Below are 10792 nucleotides of genomic sequence, written 5' to 3' on the forward strand. Positions count from 1 at the left end.
CGCGCACCATGCTGATTCCCGCCTGGCTGAAGGATCCTCGCCGCCACAGAGCCGTCTTCGCCCTGGCCCTGCCCATGGTGTTCTCCAACGTCACCACGCCCTTGCTGGGGCTGGTGGACACCTGGGTGATCGGTCATCTTGGCCAGGCCTGGTTTCTCGGCGGCGTCTCGGTCGGTGCGACCTTCATCAATCTGCTGTTCTGGTTGCTTGGCTTCCTGCGCATGTCCACCACAGGGCTGACCGCCCAGGCTCAGGGTGCAGCCCATGCCGAAGGGCAGCTCGACACCCTGGCGCGGGCCCTGGGCTTGGCGATCGGACTGGGCATGGCGCTGTTGCTCCTGTTGTTGCCGTTCCTGCCGGCCATCATCGCCCTCGGTGGCGGCTCTTCCGAGGTACAGACCTATGCCGGTCAATATGTGTCGGTGCGGGTCTGGAGTGCCCCGGCGGCCTTGTGCAATCTGGTCATCATGGGGTGGTTGCTGGGCATGCAGGATGCACGCAGTCCCATGCTGCTGCTGATCCTGGGCAATCTCGTCAACATGGTGCTGGATGCCTGGTTCGTGCTGGGATTGGGCTGGCAGGTGAAAGGGGTGGCCGCAGCGTCCCTGCTGGCGGATTACAGCACGCTCGGGGTGGGGCTCTGGCTGGTGAGCCGGCATCTGCGCCGACTTGATCCCGGGGTGTGGCACAACGCCTGGCTGCGTTGGCGCCAGTGGCCGGCCCTGCTACGGCTGCTCGCCCTGAACCGGGATATTTTCATCCGCTCCCTGTGCCTGCAACTCTGCTTCGTGTTCATGACTCTGCAGGGGGCCAGGCTGGGGGATGTGGCGGTGGCCGCCAATGCGGTGCTGCTCAATTTCCTGATGCTGATTTCCTACGGGCTGGATGGATTTGCCTATGCGGTGGAAGCCATGGTAGGGCGCGCCATCGGGCGGCGCGATCGGCCGCTGCTGCGGGAGGCCATCGTCCTCAATCTGGGCTGGGCGCTGCTGATCGCCCTGGCATTCACCCTCTCGTTTGCCCTGGGGGGCCACTGGCTCATCCGTCACATTACCGACATACCGGCGGTGATCGCCGAGGCGCAACGTCAGCTCCCCTGGCTGGTGGCCATGCCGCTGCTGGCGGTCTGGTGCTTCCTGCTGGACGGGGTCTTTATCGGCGCCACCCGGGCCCGGGAGATGCGCAACAGCATGCTGGTGGCGGTGTTTGCCGGCTTCTTTCCCATCTGGTGGTTCTGCCAGGGATGGGGTGTGGCGGCCCTGTGGGCCGCCATGAGTGCCCTGATGGCCGGTCGTGGCCTGACGCTGGGCTGGCTCTGCTGGCGACTGGAGCGTGATGGACGGCTGCTGGCGGGGCAGGGGACGGCGCAGTCAGTCTGAATCCTGGCCACCTTGCCAATATCGTCAGCGGTCAGAGCGAGCCTGAATAGTCGAACTGTCGCCAGCTCTCGTAGACGAACACCGCGACAGCGTTGGCCAGATTCATGCTGCGGCTCTGGGGCAGCATGGGGATGCGCAGCCGCTGCTCGAATGGCAGGCTCTCGATGATCTCCATGGGCAGGCCTCGGCTCTCGGGCCCGAACAGCAGGGCGTCACCGGGGGCAAACCGGGCCGCCGAGTGGGCGGTGCGTCCCTTGGTGGTGCAGGCAAAGACCCGTTGGGGGGCGACGGCCGCCAGAAACGCCTCATAGTCAGGCCAGCGCTTGATGTCGGCAAACTCGTGATAGTCGAGCCCGGCCCGCTTGACCCGTTTGTCATCCCACTCGAACCCCAGGGGCTCTATCAGGTGCAACCGGTAGCCGGTATTGGCGCAGAGGCGAATGATGTTGCCGGTGTTGGGGGGGATTTCCGGTTGGTAAAGCACGATATCGAGCATGGAAGGATCCTGGGCTGGTGCGAAACGGGCGCCAGCATACCCAGCACCCGTGCCGATGAAAAGGGGGAGGTCAGGGCATGGGCAGGCGGATGGTGATGACCAGTCCGGTCGGCTGATTGCTGCTGGCCCGGATGGTCCCCCCATGACGTTGGATCGCCTCGGCGGCGATGGCAAGGCCGAGACCAGTGCCCCCGGTCTTGGCGTTGCGGGCATCGTCCACCCGAAAGAAGGGCAGGAACAACCGGGGCTGCTGCTCCACCGGCACGCCAGGGCCGTCATCCCGTATGGTCATCACCCATTCCCGTCCCTCCCGGTACCAGTCCACCTTGATGAACTCGCGGGCATACTTGAGGGCGTTGCGCAGCGGGTTTTCCAGGGCGCGGGCCAACAGTTCCGGCCACATGGTGAGGGATTCGGCGGGCAGGGAAGGGAGCCTGAGCTGTTTGCCGTTCTGGTTTGCCTCGAACATGGCATCGTCCAGGATGGGCTCCAGCAGCTCCGCCAGGGGCAGCGTCACTGGCGCCTCCACATGTTGCTGCACCCGCGACAGATCCAGCAGATCCCCTATCAGCTTGTCGAGCCGGGCTATCTCCCCTTCGATGCGCGCCAGCTCGGCGCTGTCCCCCTGCTTGCGGCGGATCAGCGCCTGTGCGAGCTGGATGCGGGTCAGGGGGCTGCGCAGCTCGTGGGAGATGTCGGAGAGCAGCTGCTTCTGCTTCTGGATCATGTCCTTGAGGGTATCGACCATGCGACTGACATGTTCGGCCAGCTGGCCTATCTCGTCGCGCCGCCCCAGGTTGGGGATCTGTATTTCCAGGTTGCCCTGGGCGAGTTGGGAGACCGACTGCTGCAACTGCAGTATGGGGCGGGTCAGGCGCCAGGCGAGCAACAGACAGAGCGGGGTGCTGACCAGCATGGCGATGCCCAGGATCTGGATGGGGTGATCCAGGATCTGGATGAAGAGGAACAGGTAGGAGTTTTCGACGTTCAGACCGAAATAGACGTGATAGGTCTGGCCGTGATGGACCATCTGGAAGGGGCCGGCGATGGCGCGCTGGTGTTCGCTGCCCAGCATGGGCTTGGCCGGGTTGTCCGAGTCGAGCATGAAACGGATCACGAACTTGCTCAGCCGGGTGCTGGACTGCATCTGCCCCTTGGCATCGCGTAGATAGATGTTGTCCACCGGCAAGAGGCCCGCGGCATCGATGGCCTTGGCCAGATCGAAATCCTGCTCGGGATCCGCGCCCCGTTGCAGCGCCGCCAGGTTGTTGTTGAGACGGGTGATCTCGTGGGCCGGCAGCGGGATGATGTTGCGGGGGTCCAGGGTGGGGAGGATCACCACCGCGGCCACGACCAGTAGCAGGATGAACCAGAACCAGAGGAAGATCTGGGTGGAAAGGCCGTTGAAGGTGCGGGCCGATTTCATGCCTGCTCCAGCCACAGGTAGCCTCGTCCCCGCACCGTCTTGAAGCGGGGCTGGCCGTCAGCCCGCTCCGGCAGCTTCTTGCGCAGGTTGCTCAGGTGCATGTCGATGGCCCGATCGAAGGGTTCGAGCTTCTTGCCCAGCACCTGCTCGGAGAGCAGGCCTTTGCTGACGATCTGGCCCGGATTGCGCAGCAGGCACTCCAGCAGGCCGAACTCGGTGGCGGTGAGCTCCAGCAACTGATCGTCGCAGCGAGCCTGTTGCAGGCCGGGTTGCAGCACCAGATCCATGAATCTCAGCTCGTCCGGGGCTCCGCGCTGGGGAGCCTGGCTCTGGGTTCGACGCAGGATGGCGCGCACCCGGGCCAGCAGCTCCCTGTCGTCGAACGGCTTGGCGAGATAGTCGTCGGCACCGGCCTCCAGCCCGTTGACCCGATCCTGGCTGTCGCCACGGGCGGTCAGCATCAACACCGGGGTGTCGTGGGTCTTGCGCAGCCGGGTCAGCATGGCGAAGCCGTTGAGTCTGGGCATCATGACGTCCAGCAGCACCAGGTCGAATGCCTGTTCTGCCAGTCGCTGCAATCCCTCTTCCCCATCCTCGGCGACGGTGACCTCAAACCCCTCCAGGGTCAGGATTTCGGTGAGCAGCTGGGTCAGTTCGAGATCGTCGTCGACCAGGAGTATTTTGTTCATCTGGGAGTCACTCTGTTGATTTTGCACGCCAAACTGACGTCCGGGTCAGGGTATAATAAGTTTTTACGCGTCGGAGGAAAGCCGGTTTTGAGCCACCAACACTATTCCCGCTGGGTTACCCTGGCCAGCATGGCCGCAGTGACCACCGCCACCCTGCTCATCCTGGGCAAACTGATCGCCTGGCTGATGACGGATTCATCCAGCCTGCTGGCATCCCTGACCGATTCCTTCATGGACATCAGTGCCTCTCTCATCAATCTGCTGGCCATCCGTTATGCACTGGCCCCTGCCGACGAAGAGCATCGCTTCGGCCACGGCAAGGCGGAGTCCCTGGCGGGTCTGGTGCAGTCGGCCTTCATCTCGGGGTCCGCCCTGCTGCTGGTGATGCACGGCATCTCGTCGATGCTGAATCAGGTGCCCGTGGTGCGCCTGGAGGCGGGGATCTGGGTCAGCGTCGGCTCCATCGTGCTGACCCTGCTGCTGGTGAGCTTCCAGGGCTTTGTCATCCGCAAGACCAACAGTGTGGCCATCAAGGCCGACATGTTGCACTACCGTTCCGACCTGCTGCTCAATGGCGGCGTGCTGGTGGCACTGGTGCTGGCGGGGCAGGGGTGGTACTGGGCCGACGGCCTGTTTGCCATTCTGATCGGTCTGTTCCTGGTGTGGGGGGCTGTCCATATCGGCTACGAATCGGTGCAGGCCCTGCTCGATCGTCAGTTGCCAGAGGAGGAACAAGCGAGAATAATGGCCCTCTGCTGCGCCGTAGAGGGGGTGCATGGCGTACATGACCTGCGTACCCGCCAATCCGGGCCGACCCGTTTCGTGCAGTTGCATCTGGAACTCGATGATCAACTGCCTCTGGTCAGGGCCCATCAGATAGCCGACGAGGCTGAACTGGCCGTCCGCCAGGCCTTCGAGCGGATGGATGTGATCATTCACATGGACCCCATCTCGGTGCTGACAAAAGAACGACAAAGCACTCACCCTGAACAACAGTAGGCTGCAACATGGATGATCTGGTTGCCAGAACCTGGCAAAAAATTCAGCAGGAAGCGCAGAGCATGGCGGCCCAGGAGCCCATGCTGGCCAGCTTCTTTCATTCCACCATTCTCAATCACCGGGATTTGCGCTCGGCGCTGAGCTTCCAGCTCGCCAACAAGCTCGACAGCACCACCATGCCTGCCATCGCCTTGCGGGAAGTGATCGAGCTGGCCCTGCGCAGCGAGCCCGAGCTGCTGGCCGCAGTGGCCGCCGACATCTGCGCGGTGCAGGATCGCGACCCGGCGGTCGACCTCTTCTCCACCCCGCTGCTCTACCTCAAGGGATTCCATGCTCTTCAGGGGTATCGGGTGGCCAACTGGCTGTGGCGTCAGGGACGCCGTGCCCTGGCGCTCTATCTGCAAAACCAGATCTCCGTGGTGTTCGGCGTGGATGTACACCCGGCCGCCCGCATCGGCAAGGGCATCATGTTTGACCATGCCACCGGTATCGTGGTCGGGGAAACCGCCGTCATCGAGAACGACGTCTCCATCCTTCAGAGTGTGACTCTGGGGGGGACCGGCAAGGAGAGTGGCGATCGTCACCCCAAAATCCGGGAAGGGGTGATGATAGGGGCGGGGGCCAAGGTGCTCGGCAACATCGAGGTGGGCGTCGGTGCCAAGATCGGTGCCGGCAGCGTGGTGATCAACCCGGTGCCGCCTCACACCACGGTCGCTGGCGTGCCCGCCAGGATTGTGGGCCGCCCCGAGTGCGACAAACCTTCCCTGGACATGGATCAGTGCCTCTGATCCCCTGACCGAGGCCGTTGTATGGTCAAGCGCTGGTCAGGCTTTCTGATCCTGGGGATGTGGCTGCTCAACCTGCTGCACCTTTATCTGGACTTCTCCCCCTGGCCCGCCGCCATCGCGGCCTGGGCCGCCTCCCTGCTCACCTGGCCCTGGCTGGTGGGTGCCGCACGGCGCCAGGCGCTGGCCCTCTACGGCGCGGCGCTCCTGCTGCTGCTCTTTTCCTGGTGGCGGGGGGCCAGCCTCAGCACAGGTGACTGGCTCTTGCCGAACATCAACATGCTGACCATGTTTGCCGCAGTGAGCACCCTCAATCTGGCTACCTCCGGCCTCTTGACCGGCACCGCCTCCTGGTCCGGTCGCAAGGGGCTGTGGAGCACCATGGCCAGCCTCAATCTGCTGGGGGCCGTCATCAATCTTTCGGTGCTCTTCATCATCGGCGATCGGCTGGAGCGCAACGGGACGCTGGAGCGGCGTCAGGTCATGGTGCTGAGCCGGATCTTCTGTGCGGCTGCGTTTTGGTCCCCCTTCTTCGTCGCCATGGCGGTGGCCCTCACCTATGCACCGGGTCTGCAACTGGGCAGCATACTGCCTTTTGGCATACTGGCGGCCTTGCTGGCCATGGGGCTGACAGCCTGGCAGGTAGAGCGGCTCGGCGTGGAGACCTTTGAAGGTTATCCGCTGCGGCTCCAGACCCTGGGGCTACCGGTGACCCTGGCACTGCTGGTGCTGGTGATCCACCGTTTCTGGCCCGGACTCAGCATTCTGGCGGTGATCGCCCTGGTGGCGCCCTTGCTGGCCTTGCTGTTCATGCCGCAAGCGGGGCGAGGGGCTGCTCTCAAGCGCCAGGTGGTGGAGCGCTTCCCGGCCATCGGTGGCCAGCTTGTGCTGTTTCTGGGGGCCGGCCTGCTGGCGGCTGGCATCAACAGCGCGCTGTCAGTACTGGACTTTGGCAGTGGCCACGGCCTGCCGCTGTTCAACCACTTCGGCTGGCTGGAAGCCTGCCTGACCCTGCTGCTGATCTTCTTGGTGGCCATAGTGGGCGTGCATCCTCTCATCAGCATCTCGGGGGTGGCGCCGCTGCTCTGGCCGCTGGCACCGGATCCCAGCCTGCTTGGCATGTGCTTCCTCATGGGGTGGGGGCTGGCGACCGGGACGAGCCCGCTCTCCGGCTCCAATCTGGCGCTGGCGTCCCGCTACAACCTGAGTGCCGGGCTGCTGCTGCGCTGGAACCTGCTCTACGGCCTGCTGATGTACGCCGTGGCCTGTCTGATGATGGGGGGCTTCATCGCCTTGCATGGCTGATGACGGCATCGGCAGGAGGGCGGGTTATGCCACGGCGGACGCCCGGGATCGAGGTTCCTGCTGCCTGCGAGAAAAACCGACGCATATTTAAGCAATACCAGGCCGCAGGGCGCATTTTGCAACGTGCTGGCTTGTTTGTGCCGAGCGCATCAGGGTATGCTGGCTCCACGCGCTTGAATCGCCCTCTGTGGGGCATCGCAATTGAACATACAGGTATGCATATGTCACTAGAAGTCCTTGAGCAACTCGAATCCAAAGTACAATCCGCCGTCGACAACATCTCCTTGCTGAAGATGGAGCTGGACGAGCTGAAAGAGCAGAACAGCAAGCTGCAAGACGAAAACCACCAACTGCGCAACGAGCACGTTGCCTGGCAAGAGCGCCTGCGTGCCCTGCTGGGCAAGATGGACCAGATGGGCGATGCCATCTGATCCCGTCTAGACTGACCGGAATGAAAGCGGGCCGCTCCTTGAGCGGCCCGCTTGTTTTGGTCTGCCGGGCAATCAGAGTGCCAGCAGCTGTTTGACGGTCTTCTCGATGCCGTCCGCCGCCTCCACAATATTGTTGGCCAGCATGTAGGCAGGAGTGGAGATGACCTTGCGCTCCTGATCCACCACGAATTCGCGCACCGGGCAGTCGAGATGACTGCCACCCATGGCTTCGATGGCGTTGGCGGCGCCCTCGTCGTTGCCAATGGTGGCCAGGGTACCGGCGCCATAGATGAGCGGGATCATGGCCGGTGCGATGCAGATGTAGGCGGCCGATTTGCCTGCTCTGGCAAAGCTCTGGCAGGCCTTCAGCACATCCGGCTGGATGCGGCACTCTGCGCCCTTGATGGCGAAGTCACACAGGTTCTTGGCGGCGCCGAAGCCGCCCGGCACCAGCAGGGCGTCGAAGTCGGCTGCATCCAGTTCAGCCACATCCCTGATCTGGCCGCGGCAGATGCGGGCCGCCTCGACTAGCACGTTGCGGCTCTCTCCCTCGCTGACCTCGCCGGTCAGGTGATTGATGACATGAAGCTGAGGGACATTGGGGGCGAAGCATTGAACGGATGCTCCCTGACGAGCCAGCGCCAGCAGGCTGATGACGGCCTCGTGGATTTCGGCGCCGTCAAACACGCCACAACCACTCAAGATCACGGCCACTTTTTTCATGACAGACTCCTCGTTGTTGAAAATGTGAGCCAGGGTAGATTGTTGTACTTTTGTATGGTTATCGTTCGACCTCCGCTGGTCAAGTCATCTCCCTGTGCTAGGATTGTTTCGTTTTGGATCCTGCCTCAGTACCCCCCTTGAATTTTTTTCCACATTGATCGAGATCATGATGCGTGCGTCATATTGAGTTTTCATGATCTCAACTTAATGTTTTAAAAGATATTTTTTGTTTTAATTCACAGCTTTGTCACGGCCGTGATGCAATGGTGCTATTTTTGAGCACAGAGTTATCCACAGCAATGTGCCCCACCGGTGCGCCGGGGTGATGGTGGGAGTCCCCTTGGTGTGGTGCGGGCCCTGTGGCATCCTAGCGGCTGTTTATTCTTGGCAGGACGATTTTCATGGCCTCTAGCAATCCTCTTATTCTGGTCGACGGCTCTTCATATCTTTACCGCGCCTTCTTTGCCTCGCAGCAGGCCGATCTGCGCACCTCGACCGGCTTGCCTAGCGGCGCCGTCCGTGTCATGGCCAACATGATGCGCAGCCTTCGCAAGCAGTACCCCGATTGCCACGTGGCCGTGGTGTTCGACGCCAAGGGCAAGACCTTCCGTGACGACATCTATCCCGAATACAAGGCAACACGCGCCAGCATGCCGGACGATCTGCGCAGCCAGGTCGCCCCTATCCACCAGATGATCAAGGCGATGGGCTTTCCCTTCCTGATGGTCGAAGGGGTGGAGGCCGACGACGTGATCGGCACCCTGGCCCGTCAGGCGACCGAGAAACAGCTGCCTGTGCTCATCAGCACCGGCGACAAGGACATGGCGCAGCTGGTCTCCGACCATGTCACCCTGATCGACACCATGAAGGATGTGAAGACCGATCGGGAAGGGGTGATCGAGAAGTTCGGCGTACCGCCCGAGCTCATCATCGATTACCTGGCGCTGATGGGGGACAAGGTGGACAACATTCCCGGCATGACCGGTGTCGGCGAGAAGACCGCACTGGCCCTGTTGCAGGGGATAGGCAGCATCGACGAGATTGCCGCCAACCTCGACAAGGTGGCGGCGCTCGGCTTCCGCGGCTCCAAGGCGTTTGCCGACAAGTTCCGCGAGCAGGAAGAGCAGGTGCGCCTTTCCTATGTGCTGGCCACCATCAAGACCGACGTGGCGCTGGAGCAGAGTCTGGAAGAGCTGCAGCTTGGCCCCATCGACAAAGAGGCCCTGCTGGCGGTCTATCGCGAGTATGAGCTGCGCAACCTGATCAAAGAACTGGAGTCTGGTGGCGAGGAGAGCGAAGCCGCAGGTGATGAGGAAGGCGCCGCCCCGGCAGCCGCCATCGAAACCGACTATCGCTGCATCCTGGATGAGGCCGAATTCGATGAGTGGTTGGCACGGTTGCAGGCGGCGCCGCTGTTTGCCTTCGACACCGAGACCACCAGTCTCGACTATATGGAGGCGCGGGTCGTTGGCGTCTCCTTTGCCATCGAACCGGGCAAGGCGGCTTATGTGCCCTTCGGCCACGACTATCTGGGGGCGCCGGTGCAGCTGACCGAGGCCGTGGTACTCGGCAAGCTCAAACCGCTGCTGGAAGATCCGACCCGTCTCAAGGTAGGGCAGAACCTCAAGTACGATCGCAACGTGCTGCTCAATCACGGCATCGAGCTGCAGGGTATCGCCTACGACACCATGCTCGAGTCCTATGTGCTCAACTCTACCGCCAGCCGCCACGACATGGATTCCCTGGCTCGCAGATATCTGAACGTCGAGACCATCTCGTTCGAGGACATTGCTGGCAAGGGGGTCAAGCAGCTCACCTTCAACCAGATCGAACTGGAGCAGGCTGCTCCTTACGCGGCGGAAGATGCCGACATCACCCTGCGTCTGCATCAGGCGCTGTGGGGCAAGCTCTCTGCCGAGCCGGGCCTTGCCAAGGTATTCAGCGAGATCGAATTGCCGCTGCTGCCGGTGCTGGCGCGGATGGAGCGACTCGGTACCACCATCGAGCCCAAGCTGCTGCATCAGCAGAGCCAGGAGATCGAAGTGCGTCTGGCAGAGCTGGAGAAGCAGGCCCACGAGCTGGCCGGGCAGGAGTTCAATCTCTCCTCGCCCAAGCAGCTGGGTGAAATCCTCTTCACCAAGCTGGGGCTGCCGATCATCAAAAAGACCCCCAAGGGCGCGCCATCCACTGCGGAAGAGGTGCTGGCCGAGCTGGCGGAGACCTATGAGCTGCCGCAACTGCTGATGGAGCACCGTGGCCTGGCCAAGCTCAAGTCCACCTACACCGACAAGCTGCCGTTGATGATCAAGCCGCAGACCGGGCGGGTGCATACCTCCTATCACCAGGCGGTGGCGGCGACCGGTCGGCTCTCGTCCACCGATCCCAACCTGCAGAACATTCCGGTACGCAACGAACAGGGGCGCCGCATCCGGCAGGCCTTCATCCCGTGCGCCGGTTACAAGCTGGTGGCGGCGGACTACTCCCAGATCGAGCTGCGCATCATGGCCCACCTCTCCGGTGACAAGGGGTTGCTGACCGCCTTCGCCGAGGGCAAGGACA

Annotated in this window: 10 protein-coding genes (1 of these 10 cut by a window edge); 6 read left to right on the forward strand and 4 right to left on the reverse strand. The window is 62.6% G+C overall.

Going from position 1 to position 10792, the window contains the following annotated elements; all coding sequences use genetic code 11:
* The first annotated feature begins 8 nt into the window (after positions 1-8).
* Positions 9-1379, forward strand: a complete 1371-nt coding sequence (gene dinF, locus ACPW74_RS20525; protein WP_236758551.1) for an MATE family efflux transporter DinF — start codon at positions 9-11, stop codon at positions 1377-1379.
* A 31-nt stretch (positions 1380-1410) separates the two neighbouring features.
* On the opposite strand, the gene trmL is transcribed toward dinF, so the two are convergent.
* From trmL to ACPW74_RS20540, 3 genes are all read right to left on the reverse strand, one after another.
* Positions 1411-1875 carry a tRNA (uridine(34)/cytosine(34)/5-carboxymethylaminomethyluridine(34)-2'-O)-methyltransferase TrmL gene (gene trmL / locus ACPW74_RS20530; protein WP_010672448.1) on the reverse strand — a complete coding sequence of 155 codons (465 nt, stop codon included), beginning with the start codon at positions 1873-1875 and terminating at the stop codon, positions 1411-1413.
* Between the two features lie 70 nt (positions 1876-1945).
* Entirely contained in the window at positions 1946-3301 is a 1356-nt protein-coding gene (locus ACPW74_RS20535) for an ATP-binding protein (RefSeq protein WP_039041147.1), read from the reverse strand.
* Positions 3298-3990, reverse strand: coding sequence for a response regulator (locus tag ACPW74_RS20540; RefSeq protein ID WP_069651467.1), 693 nt, complete (start codon positions 3988-3990; stop codon positions 3298-3300). Before ACPW74_RS20540 ends, ACPW74_RS20535 begins: the two co-directional genes overlap by 4 nt.
* An 87-nt stretch (positions 3991-4077) precedes the next feature.
* Here ACPW74_RS20540 and ACPW74_RS20545 point away from each other — a divergent pair, with 87 nt between their 5' ends.
* The 4 genes from ACPW74_RS20545 to ACPW74_RS20560 all read left to right on the forward strand — a co-directional run bounded on the left by ACPW74_RS20545 (position 4078) and on the right by ACPW74_RS20560 (position 7510).
* Positions 4078-4989 carry a cation diffusion facilitator family transporter gene (locus tag ACPW74_RS20545; protein WP_043155671.1) on the forward strand — a complete coding sequence of 304 codons (912 nt, stop codon included), beginning with the start codon at positions 4078-4080 and terminating at the stop codon, positions 4987-4989.
* An 8-nt stretch (positions 4990-4997) separates the two neighbouring features.
* Positions 4998-5777, forward strand: a complete 780-nt coding sequence (cysE, locus tag ACPW74_RS20550; protein ID WP_010672452.1) for a serine O-acetyltransferase — start codon at positions 4998-5000, stop codon at positions 5775-5777.
* A 21-nt stretch (positions 5778-5798) separates the two neighbouring features.
* Positions 5799-7079 carry a hypothetical protein gene (locus ACPW74_RS20555; RefSeq protein WP_279980929.1) on the forward strand — a complete coding sequence of 427 codons (1281 nt, stop codon included), beginning with the start codon at positions 5799-5801 and terminating at the stop codon, positions 7077-7079.
* 221 nt (positions 7080-7300) lie between these two features.
* On the forward strand, positions 7301-7510 hold the full coding sequence (locus ACPW74_RS20560) for a cell division protein ZapB (RefSeq protein ID WP_010672454.1): 210 nt from the start codon (positions 7301-7303) through the stop codon (positions 7508-7510).
* A gap of 72 nt (positions 7511-7582) precedes the next feature.
* Here ACPW74_RS20560 and elbB read toward each other — a convergent pair whose 3' ends face one another.
* Positions 7583-8233 (reverse strand): isoprenoid biosynthesis glyoxalase ElbB, encoded by a 651-nt coding sequence (gene elbB / locus ACPW74_RS20565; RefSeq protein WP_279980930.1) that lies wholly within the window; start codon positions 8231-8233, stop codon positions 7583-7585.
* Positions 8234-8634: 401 nt separating this feature from the next.
* On the opposite strand from elbB, the gene polA reads away from it, so the two are divergent.
* On the forward strand, positions 8635-10792 hold the 5' portion of the coding sequence (gene polA, locus ACPW74_RS20570; RefSeq protein WP_279980931.1) for a DNA polymerase I. 593 nt of this gene lie beyond the right edge of the window; 2158 of the gene's 2751 nt are visible here — the first part of the coding sequence; the start codon lies at positions 8635-8637; its stop codon lies off the right edge, out of view.

This window comes from Aeromonas sp. INTO2 (genome assembly GCF_049860605.1).
Taxonomy (GTDB): domain Bacteria; phylum Pseudomonadota; class Gammaproteobacteria; order Enterobacterales; family Aeromonadaceae; genus Aeromonas; species Aeromonas caviae.